The organism is Protofrankia sp. Cj5 (assembly GCF_917627405.1).
Lineage (GTDB): Bacteria > Actinomycetota > Actinomycetes > Frankiales > Frankiaceae > Protofrankia.
This window is the reverse complement of sequence record NZ_CAKJTO010000040.1, coordinates 1-20,232: the sequence shown is the minus strand read 5'-3', so window position 1 is coordinate 20,232 and position 20,232 is coordinate 1. Positions and strand designations below refer to the sequence as shown.

23 protein-coding genes and 2 pseudogenes are annotated in these 20,232 nt (G+C 70.5%); 16 read left to right on the top strand and 9 right to left on the bottom strand.

The annotated features are described in order from the left end of the window. Positions 1 to 19 precede the first annotated feature (19 nt). Entirely contained in the window at positions 20 to 1,159 is a 1,140-nt protein-coding gene (locus tag MJ777_RS10930; RefSeq protein ID WP_239375753.1) for a sensor histidine kinase KdpD, read from the bottom strand. Further along, positions 1,156 to 1,866 carry a response regulator transcription factor gene (locus MJ777_RS10925; protein WP_239375751.1) on the bottom strand — a complete coding sequence of 237 codons (711 nt, stop codon included), beginning with the start codon at positions 1,864 to 1,866 and terminating at the stop codon, positions 1,156 to 1,158. The genes MJ777_RS10930 and MJ777_RS10925 overlap by 4 nt, the downstream gene beginning before the upstream one ends. 144 nt (positions 1,867 to 2,010) lie before the next feature. Here MJ777_RS10925 and MJ777_RS10920 point away from each other — a divergent pair, with 144 nt between their 5' ends. The 3 genes from MJ777_RS10920 to MJ777_RS10910 are packed head-to-tail and all read left to right on the top strand — an operon-like array spanning position 2,011 to position 4,015. Then, positions 2,011 to 2,691 (top strand): glycosyltransferase family 2 protein, encoded by a 681-nt coding sequence (locus tag MJ777_RS10920; RefSeq protein WP_239344941.1) that lies wholly within the window; start codon positions 2,011 to 2,013, stop codon positions 2,689 to 2,691. Further along, positions 2,688 to 3,344 carry a DUF2064 domain-containing protein gene (locus MJ777_RS10915; RefSeq protein WP_370652700.1) on the top strand — a complete coding sequence of 219 codons (657 nt, stop codon included), beginning with the start codon at positions 2,688 to 2,690 and terminating at the stop codon, positions 3,342 to 3,344. The genes MJ777_RS10920 and MJ777_RS10915 overlap by 4 nt, the downstream gene beginning before the upstream one ends. Then, complete coding sequence (locus MJ777_RS10910; RefSeq protein ID WP_239344939.1) at positions 3,341 to 4,015, top strand: class I SAM-dependent methyltransferase; 675 nt, start codon at positions 3,341 to 3,343, stop codon at positions 4,013 to 4,015. The genes MJ777_RS10915 and MJ777_RS10910 overlap by 4 nt, the downstream gene beginning before the upstream one ends. 102 nt (positions 4,016 to 4,117) lie before the next feature. Here the strand turns inward: MJ777_RS10910 and MJ777_RS10905 are convergent, their stop codons facing one another. Beyond that, a complete protein-coding gene (locus tag MJ777_RS10905) occupies positions 4,118 to 4,648 on the bottom strand; it encodes a hypothetical protein (protein WP_239375749.1) in 531 nt (176 codons plus the stop codon). Further along, positions 4,645 to 5,856 (bottom strand): molybdopterin-dependent oxidoreductase, encoded by a 1,212-nt coding sequence (locus MJ777_RS10900; protein WP_239375785.1) that lies wholly within the window; start codon positions 5,854 to 5,856, stop codon positions 4,645 to 4,647. Before MJ777_RS10900 ends, MJ777_RS10905 begins: the two co-directional genes overlap by 4 nt. A 112-nt stretch (positions 5,857 to 5,968) precedes the next feature. Here MJ777_RS10900 and MJ777_RS10895 point away from each other — a divergent pair, with 112 nt between their 5' ends. Then, positions 5,969 to 7,594: a glycosyltransferase 87 family protein gene (locus MJ777_RS10895; protein WP_239375747.1), complete on the top strand. Its 1,626-nt coding sequence runs from the start codon at positions 5,969 to 5,971 to the stop codon at positions 7,592 to 7,594. Positions 7,595 to 7,672: 78 nt separating this feature from the next. Here the strand turns inward: MJ777_RS10895 and MJ777_RS10890 are convergent, their stop codons facing one another. Next, a complete protein-coding gene (locus tag MJ777_RS10890) occupies positions 7,673 to 8,290 on the bottom strand; it encodes a hypothetical protein (RefSeq protein WP_239310242.1) in 618 nt (205 codons plus the stop codon). A 398-nt stretch (positions 8,291 to 8,688) separates the two neighbouring features. Here MJ777_RS10890 and MJ777_RS10880 point away from each other — a divergent pair. The 3 genes and pseudogenes from MJ777_RS10880 (at position 8,689) to MJ777_RS10870 (ending at position 11,306) form a co-directional block, all read left to right on the top strand. After that, positions 8,689 to 10,265: pseudogene (locus MJ777_RS10880) on the top strand (ATP-binding protein). A 211-nt stretch (positions 10,266 to 10,476) separates the two neighbouring features. Beyond that, on the top strand, positions 10,477 to 10,671 hold the full coding sequence (locus MJ777_RS10875; protein WP_239310244.1) for a hypothetical protein: 195 nt from the start codon (positions 10,477 to 10,479) through the stop codon (positions 10,669 to 10,671). A gap of 485 nt (positions 10,672 to 11,156) precedes the next feature. After that, positions 11,157 to 11,306: a hypothetical protein gene (locus MJ777_RS10870; RefSeq protein WP_239375741.1), complete on the top strand. Its 150-nt coding sequence runs from the start codon at positions 11,157 to 11,159 to the stop codon at positions 11,304 to 11,306. A gap of 621 nt (positions 11,307 to 11,927) precedes the next feature. Here the strand turns inward: MJ777_RS10870 and MJ777_RS10865 are convergent. Beyond that, complete coding sequence (locus MJ777_RS10865; RefSeq protein ID WP_239375740.1) at positions 11,928 to 12,497, bottom strand: DinB family protein; 570 nt, start codon at positions 12,495 to 12,497, stop codon at positions 11,928 to 11,930. Positions 12,498 to 12,603: 106 nt separating this feature from the next. Here MJ777_RS10865 and MJ777_RS10860 point away from each other — a divergent pair, with 106 nt between their 5' ends. After that, complete coding sequence (locus MJ777_RS10860; RefSeq protein ID WP_239375738.1) at positions 12,604 to 13,665, top strand: YafY family protein; 1,062 nt, start codon at positions 12,604 to 12,606, stop codon at positions 13,663 to 13,665. A 249-nt stretch (positions 13,666 to 13,914) separates the two neighbouring features. On the opposite strand, the gene MJ777_RS22705 is transcribed toward MJ777_RS10860, so the two are convergent. Next, a complete protein-coding gene (locus tag MJ777_RS22705; RefSeq protein ID WP_255724036.1) occupies positions 13,915 to 14,046 on the bottom strand; it encodes a hypothetical protein in 132 nt (43 codons plus the stop codon). Between the two features lie 489 nt (positions 14,047 to 14,535). Between MJ777_RS22705 and MJ777_RS10855 the strand changes: the two genes are divergently transcribed. The 4 genes from MJ777_RS10855 to MJ777_RS10840 are packed head-to-tail and all read left to right on the top strand — an operon-like array spanning position 14,536 to position 16,396. Next, positions 14,536 to 15,192, top strand: coding sequence for a VOC family protein (locus MJ777_RS10855; RefSeq protein ID WP_239375736.1), 657 nt, complete (start codon positions 14,536 to 14,538; stop codon positions 15,190 to 15,192). Continuing rightward, positions 15,192 to 15,743: a hypothetical protein gene (locus tag MJ777_RS10850; RefSeq protein ID WP_239375734.1), complete on the top strand. Its 552-nt coding sequence runs from the start codon at positions 15,192 to 15,194 to the stop codon at positions 15,741 to 15,743. Before MJ777_RS10855 ends, MJ777_RS10850 begins: the two co-directional genes overlap by 1 nt. Before the next feature lie 38 nt (positions 15,744 to 15,781). Next, on the top strand, positions 15,782 to 16,201 hold the full coding sequence (locus tag MJ777_RS10845; RefSeq protein ID WP_239375790.1) for a hypothetical protein: 420 nt from the start codon (positions 15,782 to 15,784) through the stop codon (positions 16,199 to 16,201). Between the two features lie 30 nt (positions 16,202 to 16,231). Continuing rightward, positions 16,232 to 16,396, top strand: coding sequence for a hypothetical protein (locus tag MJ777_RS10840; protein WP_239375789.1), 165 nt, complete (start codon positions 16,232 to 16,234; stop codon positions 16,394 to 16,396). On the opposite strand, the pseudogene MJ777_RS10835 reads toward MJ777_RS10840, so the two are convergent. Together MJ777_RS10835 and MJ777_RS10830 are read right to left on the bottom strand one after the other, a co-directional pair. Then, positions 16,380 to 16,703: pseudogene (locus MJ777_RS10835) on the bottom strand (transglycosylase SLT domain-containing protein); the annotation flags it as partial. The gene MJ777_RS10840 and the pseudogene MJ777_RS10835 sit on opposite strands and share 17 nt — an antisense overlap. 6 nt (positions 16,704 to 16,709) lie before the next feature. Beyond that, a complete protein-coding gene (locus tag MJ777_RS10830) occupies positions 16,710 to 17,228 on the bottom strand; it encodes a hypothetical protein (protein WP_239375732.1) in 519 nt (172 codons plus the stop codon). A 104-nt stretch (positions 17,229 to 17,332) separates the two neighbouring features. On the opposite strand from MJ777_RS10830, the gene MJ777_RS10825 reads away from it, so the two are divergent. The 4 genes from MJ777_RS10825 to MJ777_RS10810 all read left to right on the top strand — a co-directional run. Then, positions 17,333 to 17,857 carry a hypothetical protein gene (locus MJ777_RS10825; protein ID WP_239375730.1) on the top strand — a complete coding sequence of 175 codons (525 nt, stop codon included), beginning with the start codon at positions 17,333 to 17,335 and terminating at the stop codon, positions 17,855 to 17,857. Continuing rightward, positions 17,854 to 18,228, top strand: coding sequence for a hypothetical protein (locus tag MJ777_RS10820; protein ID WP_239375728.1), 375 nt, complete (start codon positions 17,854 to 17,856; stop codon positions 18,226 to 18,228). Before MJ777_RS10825 ends, MJ777_RS10820 begins: the two co-directional genes overlap by 4 nt. Positions 18,229 to 18,237: 9 nt before the next feature. Further along, positions 18,238 to 18,969, top strand: a complete 732-nt coding sequence (locus MJ777_RS10815; RefSeq protein WP_239375726.1) for a hypothetical protein — start codon at positions 18,238 to 18,240, stop codon at positions 18,967 to 18,969. Positions 18,970 to 18,976: 7 nt separating this feature from the next. Continuing rightward, positions 18,977 to 20,232: hypothetical protein (locus MJ777_RS10810; RefSeq protein WP_370652699.1), on the top strand; the 1,256-nt coding region annotated here is incomplete at its 3' end.

Here is a 20,232-nt window from a genome sequence, read left to right as displayed (position 1 = left end):
GCCTGCTCAGGGAACCTGTTCAGGCGGCGGGAAGCGCGACGACGAAGCGGCAGCCGCCCTGGCGGTTGTGGACGGTGACGTCGCCGCCGTGGGCTTCGACAATGCCCCGGACGATCGCCAGCCCGATGCCGGACCGTACCCGAGGCTGGTGGGGGTGGTCGCCACCGCCGGGGGTACGCGCGGTCTCCCCACGGAAGCCGAAGTCGAACAGACGGGGCAGGTCGGCGGCGGGGATCCCGCCGCACCGGTCGGCGACCGCGAGTACCGCCCGGTCGGCGTCCGCTCCGGCGGTGACCTCCACCGTCCCGTCGTCGGGGGTGTGCCGGATGGCGTTGACGAGGAGGTTGGTGAGCATCCGCCCCACCTCGGTCACGTCGACGTCGACGTATACGGCGTGGTCGGCGCTGCCGGTGACGGTCACCCCTCTGGCGCGTGCCATCGGGTCGGTGGCGGCGATCGCGTCCGACACGACGTCGGCGAGACACACCTTCTCCAGCGTCAACTGAAACGCGCCGGCCTGCAGCCGGGCCAGTTCGAACAGGTCATCGACCATGCCGGTCAGCCGCTCGGCGTCGGCGAGCATCAGCCGGTGGTAACGGGCCGTCGTCTCGGCGTCCGTCACAAGGCCGTCCTGCAGGGCCTCCGCCGTCGCCCGGATTCCCGCCAGCGGGGTACGCAGGTCATGGCTGATCCAGGCCACCAGCTCACGCCGACTGGCTTCCAACGCGCGCTCGCGGTCCCGCGCCGCCACGAGGCGCACATGCGTGGCGTCCAGGGTGCGGGCCAATGCGGCGAGCTCGGCCGTCGGAACCCGGCCCGCATCATGATATTCCAGCTCACCGAGGGTGGCGGCTGCCCGGGTGAGTGTTCCGGTGGCGGCGACAACCGGCCGCCCCAGCCATACCGCAGCGGCGGTGGCGACCACTGCCGAGACCGCGACCACGATCAGCACGACCTGCAGATCGTGGTCGGACAGGAACATGGCCCGTGCGGTGCCGGCAACGCCCACCGCCACCGCGACCACCGGTACGACCGACAGCGCCGCCGTCGTGGCCCACAGCGGCCGTCCCCGTAACAGGCGCAGCAGTGGCACCCCCGTCAACGCAGCCGCAGCCGAGCAGGCGAGCGCGATCCCGGCGACCTGCAGTTCGGCGCTCATGACGGCGTCTCGTCCGCCGGCACCGGTGGCGTCGGATCGTAGCGGTAGCCGACGCCCCACACGGTGACGAGCATCCGGGGGGCGGTCGGATTATCCTCGATCTTCTCCCGCAGCCGGCGGATGTGGACGGTGACGGTCGAGGGGTCCCCGTAGCTCCACCCCCACACCTGTTCCATCAGCTCGACGCGGGTGAAGGCACGGCCGGGATGGCGCAGCAGGAACACCAGCAGATCGAACTCACGCACCGTGAGGCCGATGATCACCCCGTACCGGGTGGCGGTGCGGGCGGCCGCGTCCACGACGAGGGTGCCGGCGCGCAGCATGCCGGACTCCGGTGGCGACAGTTCGTTTGCCCGCCGCAGCACGGACTGCACCCGCAGCGTCAGCTCGCGCGGCGAGAACGGCTTGGTGACATAGTCGTCGGCGCCGCATTCGAGGCCGGCGATACGGTCCGCCTCCTCACCCAGCGCCGTCAGCATGATCACTGGAACCGGTCGACTTTCCCGCAGCTGGCGACAGACCTCGATGCCGTCGAGGCCGGGAAGCATGAGGTCGAGCACGACAAGGTCCGGGATGGCGGTCCCGGCCACCCGCAACGCCGCGGGCCCGTCCGCGGCGCGGTCGACGTCGAAACCGGCGTTACGCAGATACCGGTCGACGACCTCCGCCACGGTGGCGTCGTCGTCGACCACGAGAACACGGGCCATCCGGTAACGATAAGAGCCGGCCAGCCAACCGGACCCGCCCGGGCGACGGATTTCCCCGTTCCGTAATCTTCCGGCGTCGAACCGCCGCGCTCTTCCTCGTTCCGTAAGGGTCGATCACATCCCCGCCCAATTACAGTCCCGATCATGCTTACGCAATGTGACAGTGGTGGGGCCTCGGTGGACGTGGTCCTGCCCTGCCTGGATGAGGCCCGCGCGCTGCCCTGGGTCCTGGAGCGGATGCCACCCGGATACCGGGCGATCGTCGCGGACAACGGCTCCCACGACGGATCACCCCGGATCGCGCGGGACCACGGTGCGGTCGTCGTCGTGGTGCCGGAACGGGGCTACGGCGCGGCGGTGCACGCCGGGCTGCGGGCCGCGGACGCCGAGGTGGTCTGCGTATGTGACGCCGACGCCTCGCTCGACCCGGCGCACCTGCCCCGCCTCGTTACCGAACTGCTGGCCGGGCGGGCCGAACTGGTACTCGGCCGGCGGCGTCCCACCTCGGTGCGGGCGTGGCCGCCACATGCCCGCCTCGGCAATGCGGTCGTCGCCGGGCGGCTGCGCCGACGCGGCGTCCCGGTCCGTGACCTGGGTCCGATGCGGGCCGCCCGCCGTGCGGACCTGCTCCGCCTGCCCATCGCCGACCGCCGGTTCGGCTACCCGCTGGAGCTCCTGCTCCGGGCCGCACAGGCCGACTGGCGGATCATCGAGACCGATGTCGACTACCACCCCCGGATCGGCAGATCCAAGGTCACCGGTTCGCCGCTCGGCACCGTCCGCGCCGTACGCGACATGTCCGCACTGCTCGCGAGCCTGCGGTGAGACTGCTCGTGGTGGCGAAGGAGCCCGTGCCCGGTCGGGTCAAGACCCGGCTGACGCCACCGTTGCGCCCGGCACAGGCGGCGGCCGTGGCCGAGGCCGCGATCGCGGACACGCTGGCCGCGGTCGGCGCGCTGAGCCGCAGTCCCGGCTTCGGCTGGCTGCGGCCCGTCCTCGTCCTCGATGGCACCGTCGGCCCGTGGCTGCGGACATCGATCGCGGTGGTGCCGCAGGTGTCCGGACCGTTCGACGCCCGGCTCGCGGCGGCCTTCGACGACAGCGCAGGCCCGACACTGCTGATCGGGATGGACACCCCGCAGGTGACACCGGCCCTGCTGGCCGACGCGTGCCACGCGCTGCGCCACGCCGACGCGGTGTTCGGCCCCGCCGCCGACGGCGGCTGGTGGGCGCTCGGCCTACGACGTCCCGACGGCACGTTGCTGCGTGGCATCCCGACGTCACGCCCGGACACCGGTGCACGGCAGCGTGCCCGCCTGTCCCGGGCCGGCCTTCGGGTCGCCACCCTGCCGGTGCTGCGGGACGTCGACACCGCGGCCGACGCCCAAGCGGTCGCACGGCTCGCACCGGACGGACGGTTCGCCGCAGTGGTACGGCAGACCGTGACACCCCGGAGCAGTCCGACGGCGGTCCGGTGACCGGCGGTCGGTCGACGACGGCAGCCATCCACCGCTGGTGCCCCACGGCCGTCTACGAGGCGGCGCTGCGGTCCGTCGACGGACCGCTGTGGGTACGCCATCCGGACGGACGTCGTGAACCGGTTCCGGTGGACCAGTGGCGTGGTGGGCTCATTCCGGGCGACGCGTCCCTGCTTCGCCGTTGCGACGGGCCGACCCTCGACGTCGGTTGCGGCCCTGGTCGGCTCACCGTGGCGCTCACCACCCGCGGGGTTCCCGTGCTTGGCATCGATGTGGCCCCGTTCGCGGTGCGCCTCGCCCGTCGTGCCGGTGCGGCGGCGCTATGCCGCGACGTCTTCGGCAGGGTACCCGGTGAGAGACGGTGGTCCGCGCTGCTCCTCGCCGATGGCAACATCGGGATCGGCGGCGACCCGGTCCGGCTGCTGGCCCGCGTCGCAGGGCTGCTCGCCCCGGCCGGCCGGGTGCTCATCGAGCTCGGGCCGCCCGGGACGCCCACCGGCCCCTCGCTGATCCGCCTGGAAGGGCCGGACGGGCGGATGTCGAGGTCGTTTCCCTGGTCGCTGGTGGGTACCGAGGGGATCGCCGGCCTCGCCGCGACCGCCGGCCTGCACGTTACGGAAATGTGGTACGACCCGGGGCGGCACTTCGCTGCCCTGGGCAGATGTCGGTGAACCTGTCTGTAGAACCACTGCGTACCGCGCCTGCCCGGCGAGCTGACCGCGGGTCGAGGCGAGGGGCGAAGCGCGGGTCGCAGTCGGAGCTGATGGACGTTGTCATCCGGCCGGTGGACCGGATGCGCTTACGTGACTGCGCCGCGCCCGCCGGACGCGGACCGCGCGGACCGCGATGACAGCTATGGCGCAGGCCCACACCAGGCCGAGGACGATCGCGAGGTTCCGTCCGTACGGCAGCGGGTTCACCGACGGGTTGTCCGCCGGGCCGCCGTAGCCACGCCACAGTGGCAACGACGCCAGTGCGACCGCACCGCTGATCAGCAACGCACCCTGCAGCACCGCCCGGAAGGGCGCCGGGACCAGCCGGGTGAGCACGAGACCCACCGCCATCGTCACCGGGACGACCAGCAGGTCGTGGACCAGGATCCCGCCGACCAGCCACTGCGCCGCGTTCGGCGGGTTCGTAGCCGACCGCATCCCGACCAGCCCGTGGACGCCGTAGCCGATCGCGGCCAGACCGGCCGCGGCCGGACCGCCGCGCAGGACGGCCGTGGTCACCGCGCGGACGGCGCGGTGGCGGCCATTGTGATCCCGCCGGTCAGCCTGATCAGCCTGTGCCTGCCCGTTCACAGCATCACCACCCGGTGTACCCATTTGGTCTGCAGCACGCCCGGCCGGTTCGGTGCGATGAGCCGGGCCGGGTATCCGTGGTCGATGTCCAGGTCGGCCCCGTTCAGGCCGGTGGCCAGCAGGGTCAGCGGGTCCCGGGCGTGCGCCGGGTTCACCTCGCTGGTCCGGTAGGCGCCACCGGCTTCCAGGGACTCCACACGCACCGTCGCCTCCGCGGGGATGCCGGCGGCGTCCAGCAGGTCCCGCAGCCGTAGGCCGTGCCAGGTGGCGTCCGCGGCCCAGCCCTCCACACAGGTGATCGGCAGTCTCGACGTGTGCTGGGGGAACCCCCGCAGCCCGGCGAGGGTGAGGGCGAACGGGCGCGGGCCGACCACCTCCAACCGGTAGCCCGCCGCCCGGGCGACCGCGGTCACCCGGGCGGCGGCCGCGGTTCTGTTGACCGGCAGCCGCTGCGGGCCGATGTCTGGCCGGCGCGGCGCGAGCAGGTCGAGCCCGGACAGGCCAGGCACCCACTGGCCGGCGGTTGTCGTCACGATCACCCCGGCGGCGCTGGCGACGGCGACGGCAAGGCCACGGCGGGACAGGCCGCCGCCCGGCTGTTCGGGAGCGCTCACCCGGTCGGTCAGCCGCGACCGTTTGCCTCTGCGGCGGCCGACGTTCGCCCGCACGACCGCGAGTTTCGCGGCGATGTGCACTCCCAGCGCGCCGATTGTGATCCAGGCGACCCAGTAGTGGGTCACCGTGAAGAAGAACCGGAACCGGTACCACTGCGCGATGTTCGCGATTCCGGTGGCCAGCTGGAACACGGCCCCGGCGACCAGCGGCACGATCGAGAGCCGCTCCAGTGCATGCGCGACCGAACGGACCGGCGGCCACTCCCACAGCCGCGGGTACACCGTCCACAGTTTCGCCAGCAGCAGCGGGACGCATGCCAGCCCGGTCGTCACGTGCAGGCCCTGCGTCAACCGATACAGCGACACCGGGCGGGACGGCCAGACCAGCCACGACGGCGGATGCTGCATGGCGTGTGACACCAGGCCGGTCAGGAAACACACCCCGAAGGCGACCCCGAGCCACATCCCCAGCAACGAGGCCACCCGGGGGTCGTGCAGGCGACTGGAAAACGCGTCCGTGCGCAACGGCCCGCGGCGCAGGACCGTCGGCGCTTCCCGAAGCCGTCCGGTGAACAGCCGGATGAACGGTCGCATGTACGCACGGTAGGTCGCCGTCACCGCCTCCGCCGCTGGTGAAGCCTTACGGAACGGAGAAGCTCCACCGCGGTACGCCGGGGCCGGCCGGCATGTCTGTCAGGCTCGGCCCATGCCCGCCCCCGTCCCTGTCGCCGAACCGCTCGCCGGGACCGTCCATGCGTACGGGATCCGCCGTGCGCAGGCCGTGGCGGCCATCGCCCGACGTCGTCGGCGTGACGGGCGGAGTCTCCCGACGCCCGGGGATGGCGGCCGGTGGGCCCTGGTCGCAGCGGTCGTCGGGCTGAGCGGCGTCCTCGCCACGCAGGCGGCGATCCTGCTCCAACCCGGCTACCTGCCCGGCCGGATGACCGTGCTCTACCTGACCATGCTCTGGTGGGTGACCGGGACAGCCGGCGCGGCGTGGCTGATCCGGGCCGCTCCCCGCCGGCTCGCCGTCGGCCTGCTGCTCGCCGGCACCGTCGCGATCCACGCTGTGGCGCTCACCCACGGCCCCCAGCTGTCCGACGACCTCTACCGCTATATCTGGGACGGCCGCGTGCAGGCCGCCGGCATCGATCCCTACCGCTACGGTCCTCTCGCCCCCGAACTCGCCCACCTGCGCGACGACTGGTTGTTCCCGGACCCGGCCGGGTGCGCCGCCATCCACCGGGGCCCGCACTGTATCCGGCTGAACTACCCCGACGCGCACACCATCTACCCACCGGTGGCGCAGGCATACTTCACCGCCGTGCATGTCCTGCCCGGCCCGCCGCGCGAACACCGGATGCAGCTCTACGCGTCCCTCGCGTCGCTCGGGCTGGTCATTCTGATGATGAGGGTGCTGGCGGCGCAGGGCCGGGACCCCCGCTACGCCGCTTTCTACGCGCTCTCGCCGCTCGCCGGGCTCGAAACCGGCTCCGACGCGCACGTCGACGTCCTGGCCGCGCTGCTCGCGCTCAGCGGCATCGCGGCTCTCAGATCGCGGCGGCACGCCGGATCCGCCGCGGCCGGACGAACAGGCACGGCCGGAGAATCCGGTGTGGCCACGGAACCCACCCGCCGCCGTGCGTCGCTCGCCGGAGCGCTGCTCGGCGCGGCGGTGGCGGTCAAGCTGTACCCGGCGCTGCTCCTCCCGGCGGCCGCCCGGCGCCGCCCGATCACTCTGGTCGGCACCGCCGTCACGGTCATGGGACTCTCCTACCTGCCTCACGTCCTCGCCGTCGGAACTGGAGCCCTCGGTTTCCTGCCGCAGTACCTGAAGGTCGAGGGATATGCCCAGGGGGGTCGGTTCCTGCTCCTGTCGATGTTCGGCATTCACGGTGCCACGGCCAAAGCCGTTGCGGTGTCGCTGCTGGCCGTGGTCGCCGTGGTGGTGCTGCGCTCCGATCCGCGCCGGATCCCCGTGGAACGGGCGGGGTTGTGGCTTGTCGGGGCGGCTTTCCTGGTCGCCACCCCCGTTCAGCCCTGGTACGGCATCCTGCTGGCCACCCTCGCCGTGGTCGCGGGACGGCTGGAATGGCTGGCCGTCGCCGCCGCCGTTCACCCCGTGTACGTCTCCCTTTTCACCGGTCCACCGGGCGACGCCCGGACGCTACAGGTGTCCTCCTACGCCGTCGCCGGGCTCGTCGTGGTCACCGCGGCCGTCCTCCGGCGACGGGGAAGAACGCGATCGCGTCACCCGGGAGCATGCCGGCGGCCCCGGCGGAAGAATTCGACGGCGTCGGTGACGGAGGTGACGCTGTCCCAGGTGAGGTAGGCGGTGAACGAGGCGTTCCAGAGCTTGGGCCGTCGGCGCCGATCCAGCAGGCATCGTGGTCGATCGTCATCTGGACTCCTACGTCGTGGGGACCGTGCTGGTGTTGAGCCCATCGGCGCCTGTCACGTCCCACATCTGCCCGATGGGCTGGCGGTCCGGGTCGGCCAGTGCGTGCAGGCTCTGCGGGTCGGTGACGACGGATGCGAACCGTCGCGCGCCGTCGTCACGGCCGATGATCCAGCCGCGGGCGGGCGTGCCGGCCCGGTCGTGCTCGACGGTGAAGGTCTCGATCCGCCCGCGGCCGGTGACGGCGGAGGCGTACCCGGGGACCGGCGCGGTCGCCGACGGGACGTGTGCCGGCTCAGCCCAGGGCCGTGGCGGCCTCGTCGGTGCGATGACCATCGCATGGTGTTTGGTGAGGTACTCGCCGTTGGCGTAGACCAGCGTCCGGCCGCACAGGCGATGCGCGGCGACGATCGCGTGCAGGGAGTAGTCGTTCGCCGGTCCGCCGAAGGATTCCAGGCCGCCCGTGATCGTGAGGGGGCGTTCCTTGAGGATCGCGTCCAGCGCGCTCAACAGTGCGGCGGGGACGGCATTGTGGGCAGCCTGCGCGATGAGCTCGCAGGGCTCGCTACCGTCGCCGCGGAGGTCCGCGGCGCCGACGATCACAGGTATTCGGGGCGCGGTCAGGGACACGCGGTGAACGTATTTCGGCCGGGGACCGCATGCGTCCGGTGGAATCCGATTCTCAAGCGGGGCGCCTCCCGGGTGCCCGGCTCCGGGTCGCCGGTCAGGTTGTCGATCAATTCCCGCCCGGTATCCGGTCATGGTGTGCGGCGGTGGTACGGGTGCGCCGTCGCGCGCTGATCGGGTTATGCGAGCGGTACCCGAGCCCGCTCGGTCACGTGCCGCTGAGGGCCTTGAGGGAGAGATGCCAGCAGAACGGCGAAAACCACGTCGGGAGCGATCATCCTATCGGAGTGTCGCTACGACCGTTTGAACTCGCCCAGGCCGGGTCCGACTGGTTATCGATCACGCATAGGGTGGTACGCGGAGCAGGCAGCGACCAGACACGCTACGAAGAGGGAGAGCCGATGGTGCGTCGGTTCAACACGGCCGGCCCGTGCCTGCCCGCCGAACATTACATGATCCCAGCGCTGTCCCGGCTGCCGGAGGCACCCGGCCTAGTCGATCTGAAAGCTTACTTCGTCGTGCACGCGCCGCGCCAGACGGGCAAGACGACGGCACTACGCGCGCTCGCGCGTGAGCTGACCACCCAGGGCCGCTACGCCGCGCTGCACTTCTCCTGCGAGGCGGCCCGGGCAGCCGACGATGACTACGGCTCCGCGTCCCGCACCATCCTCAGCCGGATCCGGGCAGGCGCACAGGACTCACTGCCGGCGCCGTTGCATCCACCGCCCTGGCCGGCGGTGCCGGACGGCACACTGATCGTCGACGCGCTGCGCGCGTGGGCGCACGCGTGCCCTCGGCCGCTGGTCTGTTCTTCGACGAGATCGACGCGCTGCGCGGCCAGTCACTCCTCAGCGTCCTGAGCCAGCTCCGTGACGGCTACAATAGCCGCCCCGCACCGTTCCCGTGGTCGGTTGCGCTCTGCGGCCTACGCGACGTCCGCGACTACCAGACCGCCGCCGGGGGCGACCCGTCCCGGCTGGGAACGTCCAGCCCGTTCACCATCAAGCTGGAGTCGCTGCGGCTCGGCGACTTCACTCCGGTCGAGGCCGCCGAGCTGTACAGCCAGCACACCGCCGACACCGGCCAGTTTTTCGCCCCCGGAGCCGTCGGCCACGCCTACGAACTGACCGCTGGCCAGCCATGGCTCGTCAACGCCCTCGCCCGCGAGGTCATCGAAAAACTCGCCGTTCCCGTGACACAGCCGATCACGGTCGAGCACCTGGAGACGGCCAAGGAACGGCTCATCCTTGCCCGGGCGACCCACCTGGACTCGCTCGCGGCCAAACTCACCGAGCCGCGCGTCCAGAAGGTCCTCGGCCCGCTGCTGGCGGGCGACATCCTCGATCTGGAGCCCTATGACGACGACGTCAGCTACGTCCGGGACCTCGGCCTCATCGCGCCGGACGCGCCAGTCCGCATCGCGAACCCGATCTACCGCGAGGTGATCGTCCGAGTCCTGGCCAGCCGGATCCAGGAAAGTGTCACCGCCGATCCGCGATCCTTCGTCCGCCCGGACGGCACCTTCGACCTCCCGAAGATGCTCACCGAGTTCGTCGACTGGTGGATCGAACACGGCGAGTTCCTCACCCGCCGCGGCTACTACGACGAAGCATCCCCACAGCTGATCTTCATGGGCTACCTGCAGCGCGTCGTGAACGGTGGCGGCTACGTGGAACGTGAATACGCCGTCGGCTCCGGCCGTATCGACCTGAACATCCGCTGGCCCCACACCACCCCCGACGGCACCCGCCACGTGCAGCGCGAGGCCGCCGAACTCAAGGTCTGGCGCGAGGGCAGGCCCAACCCGCTCAACCAGGGCCTGAAACAACTCGACCGCTATCTCGACCGCCTCGGCCTGGGCAGCGGCACCCTGCTCATCTTTGACCAGCGCCCCGACGCCCCTGACATCGACAAACGCACCGCCCTTACCACCACTACCAGCCCTACCGGCCGCACCATCACCCTCCTCACCGGCTGACAACACGCACGGCTGCCGGAGCAGGGAGAAACCAGCGCGGCCGTACATCTGACGTTTGATCAGTTTCGTCGTGGTGTTGATGCCTTCCATGGGGCCGTTGCTGGAGGGCAGGGCCAGTCCGGCGACGAAGGTATGCAGGGCGGGCAGGTCGTCACCCGGTACATTCTTCATCCACATGTCGAGGTCCTCGCCGCGGCGCTCGGTGAGCAGGATGGCGAACGCGCGTACCCGGGCGGCCAGGACGGTCATCTGCGGGCAGCTCGCGACCAGGTCACCCGAGGTGCCGCAGCAGGTCGGCGGCCTGCTCGCCAGCCAGCTGGCCAGTCGACGCGGGGACAGCCGGCGTGCGGGGTCGGCGCGTCTCTGGCTGAGGGAGCGCACGAGCAGGGTGGCACTACCCGGATAGCCCTGCTCGCGGATCTCGGCCAGCAGGCGGGTGACCGCCACGGCGGGCTCGGCGGCGCAGATGGTCGCGTTAGGGGTCGACCAGCGTGTGGCGGGACGCCGCAGGGCCTCGGCCGGCTCTGCGCCCGGGCATAGCGCGTGACGGTGCCGCGCGACCAGCCCAGACGGCGGGCGCACTCGAGCAGTGCTGTCATACCCAGCGTAGGACGTCGATCCGTCGCGGCACGACCACCCGAACCCCGGGCTGCCCGACCGCCAGGCCGCCACGGTGGCGGCCTGGCGGTCGGGCAGCACATCGACGCGCCGGTGGCTAACGGCGTCGATCAGCAGGGTTGCGTACCGGCGGCCTCGCCGCAGCGCACAGTCGTCCATGCTGAGTACCTCCGGGACCGGCCCGGCGGGAACCGACAGCGCCATTGCTTGACGCCGAGGCTCGTCGCCTTGGCGAGGTATTGGTTCAGAGCCTGCTCAGGCAGGATGCTGATGATGCAGTCGGCGTTTTTCGCGTTGCTGACCGTGCTGCTGAAGTCCGTCGTCGTGACGGGCACTTTGACGGTTGTGTCGACCGTCTTGTTCGACGCCGCGAGGCCCATCGTGACGAACGGCGCGAGACCAGCCGCCGCCGGCAGGTCATAGGTGACGATGTCAGTCTTGGCGCACCGCTGGCCGGCCTTTGTGCCGAGCGCGGCGAAACCGATCGGCCCGGGGACCAGCGGATAGGAATTCGTGTCCGAATACTCGCTGCCCGAAATCGCATTGGCCGCCAGATAGGGAATCTTCGCCGCGCCGAGAATCGGCAGGACGGAATGATGGTGAGGACGGTGATCGGCGTCCCGGTCGCGGTGCTGCCTGCCGAGGTTGTGCTGGTGGAGCCGGTCGTTGACGGCGTCGAGCTGCCGCAGGCCGCCGCCGCGAGGGCGACACCCATGACTAACGCGGCACCGCGGATGGTCCTGGACCTCGCACGCACTGTGATTCTCCTTCCGTCGCCCGAAACTGGATGCCCTGACCGGATGGCAGCGCCGCCGAGCGAACGCGCTGACGGTATTGCGTCCGGTGTGACCTCGGTCATGGTCCGCGGCAGCAGAAATAGCGTTCTCACGTCAGCACCGAAAAAATCGGACAGAACGCCCGCGTGCCCAGGGCGGCACTCGGCGCCGCACCGCGTCGCGGGACCCGGGTTCTGGACGTTCTGTGCCAGCTCCCTGGATACCGTCCACCGCCTCCAGGCTTCGTCGCGGGACGCTGGCACGGCTGTCAGGTCGCGGTCTGGCCGTCGATCGTTTCGCGGAGGATGTCGGCGTGGCCGGCGTGCTGGGTGGTCTCGGCGATGATGTGGATCAGTACCCGGCGGACGCTGTGCCGCGCGCCCGGCTCGTGCCAGGGCGCTTCCGGCAGTGGCTGCGTCACTGACAGGTCGGGGATGGCCGCGACGATCTCGTCGGTCCGGGCAGCGGCCCGCTTGTAGCGGGCGACGATCCCGGCCATCGTGTCACCTGGCAGCATCTGGAACTCGTTCTGGCGCTTGATGGCCCAGGCCGGGTACTCACGTGCGGTGCCGGTCATGAACTCCTCCCAGGTGACGCCGTCGGGCAGCGCGTAGTTCATCGCCGACGGCCCCTCGAGGACGAAACGCATCCAGCCTTCCTCAACGGCGGCGACATGCTTGATCAGCCCGCCCAGGCACAGGGCACTGGCCGTCGGGCGTTCGCCGGCCTGCTCGTCACTGAGACCGCGGGTCGTGTTGATCAGGCTGGCTCGGGCCACGGCGAGTTCGGCGAGCAGGTCGGCCCGCTCCGCGTCGAGGGCTACGGGCTGTGTGGTCATCATCGTGATCGGCCCCTTCTGGGTCGTTGCCGTTGTCGGCTGTGACCACCACGGTCGTCCGGGAAGCGGTCAGTTTCTGGCCTCTTCTTCAGGCAATCTCATGGGCATGCCGACGACGTCAGCGCGCCTGCTCGCCCTGCTCTCGCTGTTGCAGGCGCGCCGGGACTGGCCAGGGGCGCTGCTGGCCGCGCGGCTCGAGGTCAGCCCGCGCACGGTGCGCCGCGACGTCGACCGCCTCCGTGAGCTGGGCTATCCGATCCGGGCCACCAAGGGTCCCGACGGCGGATACCGGCTCGATGCCGGGGCGGAACTGCCACCGCTGCTGTTCGACGACGAGCAGGCCGTTGCCCTGGCCGTCGCGCTCCAGCTCGCCGTCACGTCCGGTGCCGGCATCGAGGAGGCGGCGGCCCGCGCACTGAGCACTGTCCGGCAGGTCATGCCAGCGCGGCTGCGCCACCGGGTCGACGCGCTGCGGCTCACCGCGGTCGAACGCCGCAGAAGCCGGCCCAACCCGCAGGTCGAGCCGGCCGTTCTGGTGATGCTCGGTGCCGCCGTCCATGCCCGGGAGGAGCTGCGCTTCGACTACGCCGTCCCGTCGCGGTCTGGCACAGCCGATGTCTCCCCGCCGCGTCGGGTGCAGCCCCATCACCTCGTCACCTGGGGTGGACGCTGGTATCTCGTCGCCTGGGACCTGGACCGCGACGACTGGCGCACCTTCCGCGCCGACCGGATCAGCCCGCGTCCCCCGGCCGGCCCGCGGTTCACCCCCCGCCAGCTGCCCGGCGGGGACGTGGCCACCTTCGTCGCCCAGCGCTTCGGGGGCTCCGCCGGCCCGGACCGCTGGCCGTGCAGCGGGGAAATGATCGTCGATCTGCCCGCCGCCTTCGTGTCCCAGTACTCCCAGGACGGGATCGTCGAGGAGCTCGGCCCGAACCGCTGCCGGCTCGTCGTCGGCTCCTGGTCGTGGCCCAGCCTGGCCGCCACCGTCGGCCGGTTCGACGCCGACATCGAGGTCCTCGGGCCACCCGAACTCGCGGATGCCTTCGCGACCCTGGCCCGCCGCTACGCCCGCGCCGCCGCCGGACAGCGGGGCGAGGCGCCGACGCACGGGCGGATCGTCCCGACGGGAGGCCGAGGTGCCGGCGATGAACCCGATACCGGAAGGTGACGCGCGACGGCGCCGATCCGACCTCGTCCTCACTGGCGGTGCGGACGAGGTCGGATCGGCAGACCTATCGATCTGCTATTGGAAGACTCGAATCCCTGTCGTTGGCAGAGTAGAGACGTGGTCGACTATCGGCGCCGTGTCCTCGACGGCACGCTGGACGCACTTCAGTCGCATCTTCGCGCTCTGTCGATCCATGGGCCGAAGGCGGTGGGCAAGACCGCGACCGCGATGCGGCGTGCAGCGTCGATCTCAGCCTTCCCAGCCACCGGGGCTGAGCTGGTCGCAGATCGTCTGCAGCGCGGCCGGGTCGCCACAGGAGGCGAAGCCGTTGGCTAGCCCGAGTTTCCGTACTTGCCGGTAACTTGAGTCCGTTCCAGTCATGATCATAGCCGCCGATCTGAGCGCCGAGCAGGCGGGAAGCAGCAGCGTGGAACTGATTGACATCGGCAGCGCACACGCCGCCCGCCCCAGGCGCGATGACCAGGGCAGCCCTTCGGCACTTACACCATGGTCAACAAAGGAGGTCGCCAGACAACGAACACGGCGCCAGCGCTGCGGTGATCTCGTCGAAGAACTGACTGGTCTGGCAGGGCGCCTACCGAATGGATGCCCGTCCTGGCGACCCGGTCCGCTGGCTGGACTGGCCCGCCCGGGGCTCGAGCCCGCTTCGCCCACAGCTCTCCCCGCTGCCAGATCGGCGCGCGCAAGGAGTGCGACCTGCCGCCATACACGACCAGGTCGACCTCACTACGTTCGTCGGGATGCGCATAATCGCCGCGACCGCATCTGCCGCTGCGGAATCACGGTAAGCTACCACCGTTTCATCGTCCCCGCGGTACACCGCTTCGGCCCCTGCCGGGACGCGCCTCGGTGCTTTACCGTAAATCCTTCCCCTCCGTAACTATCCAGATCAGATATGTATACAATGCGGAGATGACAGAAACGCAGATAAACCTCATCGTTCTCTACTGTTCTGACGTGTCTGCCTGCCGCGAATTCTACCGAACGCTGGGCCTGGTATTCGAGCGGGAACGCCACGGCTCCGGTCCTGAACACTATGCGGCCACATTGGCCGGTGGGGCGGTCCTCGAACTATATCCTGCAGGTGGCCGGGAAGTGACCGGACGAATCCGCATTGGCCTTACCATCTACCATAGCGACTTCGATCTGCCCCTGGAACCTGGCAATCACGTTCTTCGCGACCCTGAGGGACGCACCATCGACATCCATGTGGCGGAGAGGACGGAGCCGGCAATAATGATCTACACGGCACTGGCCACATCGATTATCGGGAAGGACGTGGCAGCGACCGTAGAATCCTTCCCGTCCGGAGCGGTCGTCATCGACATCCGCGTTGACGGACACCACGCATCTATCGCAGGGAAACCAGGTGATGCCGAATGGGGAGTGTCCGTTGATCCGCTGCAGGAGCAGGGATTCACCGGTCATGAGAAGGTCGTCTCCTCAGCTGAGGAAGCATTGGCTGTTATCCGAGATGTACTTCGGACCGCGGACGCGGGACAGTGATGAGCAAGGAGCAGGAAGATCCAGGACCGCTCTCCTTACCGGAACGGCTGGCCATTATGTACCACAGGCTGAACGAGCTGCCTCCAGCGACCAGCGCCTACGAGGCGTTGGCGCAGTTAAACGCTACGCTGGAGGCGGTTGAAGACGAGTTCAGCGGTGTACCGAAGAACCCGAATCCAGATCTGAAATTCGACGGCCGGATGTACCCACCACGCGAGGACTTCATCAGGCGCGCTCCCGATGGTGGCCTTATCGCTCTCACGAAGGGAAACAGGATAGAAATCAGCCCAACAGGATCGATTACGATCTACAGCCGGCGAACCAACGAAGTTGTCTACTCACGGGCCGACGACGCCGCAGCGCCACTTGCTCAGGATGTCCCACACCGGCTCGCCGAACTGCAACAAAAGACCACCGCGACGGCCGGCACCCCGCGGGGTGGCAGTCCGCGGGGTGTGGCGTTCCCGTCCCTGCCTCTCCCAGGTGAGGGCACCGCGGTGCCCTCACCTGGGAGAGGCAGGGACGGGTGTCGCCTCTGCGCCTGCCCGTAGTCCGGGCCGCTGACCGTCACAGCACAGAAAGGGGCCGCATGGCATCGCAGCAGGACGGGGGTCCGAACACCGATCCGATCTCCGATGGCCTGCGCGAGCTCATCGATCAACTCTCGCAGGCCATCGGGGGTGTGACGAATGCGCTGATGCTCGCCCCGCAGATCGTCGAGTGGTTCATCCGACGCCAGCGGCATCAGATCGGCCAGGCGGCGCAATCAGACCAGGCGGCAACGCGGCTCGCGACGGCGCGGCGGGCGTTGCGGGAGGTACTGGACCCGGCGGAGGTCGCAGCGCTCGGACTCGGCCCGCTTGCGGCGAATCCATACGCACCCCCTGACCCAGCCGCGGCTGCGCCGGTACGGGTCGATCTCTCCAGGCTCGCCGAGACGTTGGATGACGTCTGCGGGGTAGCGGGGAGGCCGCCGGCGGCGCGCACACAGCTGAGCCCGCAGTTGTAGGCGGCCAGCGCGAGGCTGACGGGGTCACCGGTGAGGCTGCCGTCGGCGATCCCGTCGGCGGCGTCGGCGAGCAGCGCGCACATGAACCGGCCCTGGGCGATGATCGCGTCGGCGGGGTCGAACGGGCTGGCCGTGCCGTTGCCGTCGGCGTCGACGGCCCACGTCGGCCAGGTACCGGCCAGGTACCGGGCATGAACTGGGCGATGCCCTGCGCGCCCACGGCGGAGACCGCGCGCGGGTTGAAGCCGGACTCCTGGGCGAGTTGGGCGGCGAGCAGTGCCGGGCTGAGCGGGGGGCAGTGGTCGTCACCAGCACCGGCCACGATGATCCAGTCCTGGTAGGGTGCGGGGACGGCGGCGGCGCGCAGCGGACCGCCAGCGGTGGCGGCCGGGGTGTCGGTGCGGTCGTGCAGGACGGTGACGGCGAGCAGGAGCGTCAGCGGCAGGCCGACCAGGACGGCGGTCGCACCGGCGGCGATCAGGGTGAGGGCACGGCCAGGCATCGGTGGTCAGCCGCTGGTGGTGTAGGAGTCGACCCGCCACCCGCCGCTGTCGGCGGCCAGCTGGCAGAACACGATCCGGGTCTGGGTCGGGCCGGTCCAGCCGTCGACACCGCGGGGGGTGACGGTGACCCGGACCGCCCGGTACGCGTCGACCAGGCTGTCGGGGGGCGCTTCGGCGGCCAGCACCGTGGCGGTGACGGTGGTGGCGGCGCGGTGGGCGGCCCACTGCGCCCAGCGGGCGTCGACGTCGACACCGTTGATCGGCTGGGACAGGCGGGCGGTGACGTAGGGGCGGGCCCGGTAGTAGGCGGCTCCGGGCCCGGCGTCGATGGCGGTGTCGACGGTGTGGATTGTGGTGGCGAACGCCGCGCACACAGCCGCGGGATCGCCCTGGGGCTGCGACGGCGGGGTGCGCGCCGCTGTCGCAGCCGGGAACACGGCCGGGGCGGGCGCGCGGCCGGTTCCGCCACCGCAGCCGACCACTACGGGCAGTAAAAAAACATGTAAAAGCCACGCTTTTCTCATGGAAAACACAACCCTCACACCATATATCCCTAATAGGGACAATTTTTTCCTTTTCCCTTATTCTGACAGCACATGTCGCAGCTCACACAAGAGGTGATCATCACGTGTCGGTGCTGGCACGCACCGGCCGTGTCGCACGGCCCCGTCACCGGCGCGCGGGCGTGGACGTCGCTCCCGCTCAGCCATTGCTGGTGGTCGCCGGCTGCCACGGTGGCGCGGGAGCGACCACCGTGGCCACGCTGCTGCAACCGGCGATCGACATCGGTGTCGTCGCCGACTGGCCCCGGTACGCGGCCACTCGTGGGTTCGCCGGCCGGCCGCTGGTGCTGGTCGCCCGCGGCACCGTGCAGGCGGTAGCGGTAGCCGGGCGGGTCACCGCCGCCGCCAACGCCGCCCAGCTCCACCCCGCCGGGCTGGTCGTGGTCGCCGACGGGCCGCTGCCCGAGCCGCGCGGGGTCACCCAGCGGCTGCGGCTGCTGGCCGCGCACACCCCCGTCCACCGCCTGCCCTACGTCACCCGCTGGCGTTATGTCACAGATCCGCTGCATGGCGAGATACCCGCGCCGCTGGCGGCCGCGGTTACAGCCGCCCGCAGCGCTCTGAACGCAGAAGGAGACACTCACCCGTGAGCCGGTTTCTGGCCTCGCTGTATCTCGCGGTCGGCGACACTCCCAGCGCTCTGCCCGCCGACACCCCGGCCCCTGCTGGCCAGCCCACACCCGCCAGCCCACCGATCTGGCGGATCCCCAATCCCGCGCCCTCGGCCCCCCAGCAGGTCACCAACGTCACCGACTGGTTCATCGCCCTGGTGAAGTACGGCGGGCTGGTCGCGGGAGTGATCGGCCTGTCGATCTGCGCGATCCAGATGATGATCGGGCGGCGCAACCGGCACGCGATGTCCGCGGACGGCGCGCTCGGGGTGCCCTGGACCCTGCTGGGGGTCTCCCTGATCGCGATGGGGCCGATCCTGCTGTCCACCATCCTCACCCTCGCCGGCTAGGACACGGGGATGGCTGACCGGCGTCGTTTCTCCCCCGGCGTGCGGATCCTGGCCGCGGCCGGGCTGGTCACGGCCGGGATCGCCGTCGGGCTGCTGCTCGGAAGCCGGGGCGGCTCTCCGGCGCCGTCCCCGACCGCGGGCACAGCCGGCGTCGCGCCTGCGGCGAGCGGGCCGGTGGCCCCGGATCCGGGCCTGCCCACCCTGGACTTCTCCGACCTGACCTGGATGGATTTCCACGGCTTCGCCCTACCGGTCTCACCGACCGCGGGCCCGCACATCCTGGCCGACGACCGGGCGTCGGGGTTCGCCCACACCCCGCTGGGCGCGGCCCTCGCCGCAATCAACATCGGTTTCCGGACCGGATCCTCCGTCAGTCCGTTCGTCTTCGAACCCACCATCGCCGAACAGGTCACCGGTGTGGACCAGCCCGCATTGGTAGCGCAGACCCGGACGGACGCGGCGAACGAAGGTGTTCCCGCACGACTGATGGGACGGCTTCCAGAGCCGGTCTTCCGTTTCGTAGGGGTGCGGTTCGACGCGGTCACCCCCGATCGGCTCGTGCTGTATGTGGCCACCGCAGCCGAGGACACCACTGGTACCACCGTCTACGCCGCTGGCCGCGCAGACGTGCGGTGGGAGCGGGGGGACTGGCGGGTCGTGGCCCCACCCGGCGGCAGCTGGACCACGGTCACCACCCGGATCGCCTCCAGCGCCGGCTTCCAGCTGTTTCCCCGAAGGTAGGTAGTCGGTGGCTCTTCCCTACAACCCACTGCTCGATGCAGTCCAACCGCTCTCTCCTGCAGCTCCGCTGGTAGGCGCAGCCGTCAAAGCCGGTGCTGGCGCGGCGGTCGACACGGTCACCGACAACGCGTTGAGTTCGTTGGAGGATGCGCTGGCCAAGGGGCTGGCGTGGATGGTGGACACCACCTCGACCTGGTGGGTCAAGGCCCCCTCGGTCCGGGTGCAGCAGCCGGTCACACCCGGTACGGACCCGGTGAGCGCACCCCCGATCGAGGTGGTCGCCGCGATCCGGGGCTGGATGTGGCCCATCGTGATCACGGTGGCGTTGTGCGGGCTGACGATCCAGGCCGCGCGGATGGCCCTGCAACACAAACCCCAGCCGCTCCTCGACATCGCTCGCGGTCTGCTGATGGTTGGATTGACGACCGGGATCGGGGTCCTCGTCGTCCAGCAGGCCCTGGATGTGGGAGACACGTTCTCCGACTGGGTGCTGTCCACGGACGGCCAGCAGCTGGCGCCCGTGATGAAACACGTCCTCGGGGTAGACAACCAGCATCTCGCCGCCACCGGATTTGTGATCGTCTACTGTCTGATTGCGCTGGTGGTCTCGATCGTGCAGGCAATCCTGATGATGTTCCGGGAGGCCAGTATCCCGATCCTGACCGGGATGCTGGTCCTGGCCGCCGCCGGCGGGTTCCTGCCGTCGACCCGCCGCTGGATGTCAAAGATCGTCGGCTGGCTGGTCGCGATGGTCTGCTACAAGCCGGCCGCGGCTCTGGTCTACGGGGCGGCGTTCAGTTACCTGCATTCCTCGGAGGCGGGTACGGATCCGGTGACCGCGAATCGGGATCGGTTCATGGGCCTGACCATGATGATCCTGTCGTTGGTCGCTCTGCCGGTGCTGATGCGGCTGTTCTCCTGGGCGGCGGGGGAGGCCGGCGGCGGTGGCGGGGGAGGTGCGCTGGCCGGGGCGGCGGCCTCCGCCGGGGTACTGGCCGCTACCGCCGGGGTGGCGTCCCGGTCAGCGGGCCGTTCCGGCGGGCCGGCCGGGGAGCATGCCGCCTACCTGGCCCAGACCGGTCCGGGCGGCCCACCACAGGCGCGGCCGTCCGGTGCTGGCGGGTCCGGGTCGTCTGCCTCGGGGGGTAGTCCGTGGGCGTCGCCCGCCGGGGGCCGGCAGCCCGCCCCGCCCGGGGAGTCTTCTCCCGGCGGGCCGGTGCGGACGCCGCGGGGCGCGTCATCGGCGTCCCCTGCGGCGGGTGC